Source organism: Rhodococcus sp. P4_F3_2, from assembly GCF_056401335.1.
On the sequence record NZ_JBFUJN010000173.1, the window covers coordinates 1 to 488 of the forward strand.

The following is a 488-nucleotide window of genomic DNA, read 5'->3' on the forward strand; positions in this document are numbered from 1 at the left end:
ATGTAGCATTAAACATACGCTTTAGTTCCTCTACATCTTTAGCAGTAGTAATAATCCATGCTCGTATATCTTTATCCATCTTACTCTGCAATACTCTACATGCTTCATTACGCATAGCTAATACTATATGTAGCATTAAACATACGCTTTAGTTCCTCTACATCTTTAGCAGTAGTAATAATCCATGCTCGTATATCTTTATCCATCTTACTCTGCAATACTCTACATGCTTCATTACGCATAGCTAATACTATATCCGTTAAGTGTTGTGGCTTATCATACATATCCAACACTGTTACTGCCATCCGTAAATAATCTACATCTAATATTAGATCGCCATGTTCCATACGTTCTTTTACATAAGTAGTTTTACCACTACCTACCGCCCCATTAACAATAGTAACATTGCTTTCTCTCATATGTTCTCTTACCTTCTTAATCTTCGTGTACTTAGTACCATCTACTCCAAAGTGAATTTTATGATGATG

Annotated in this window: 1 protein-coding gene; it reads right to left on the reverse strand. The window is 34.6% G+C overall.

All coding sequences use genetic code 11. The features are described from left to right. Window positions 1-107: 107 nt before the first annotated feature. Window positions 108-488 (reverse strand): ATP-binding protein (locus AC1DWA_RS33295; RefSeq protein WP_477917736.1); only part of this gene is annotated, 381 nt, incomplete at its 5' end.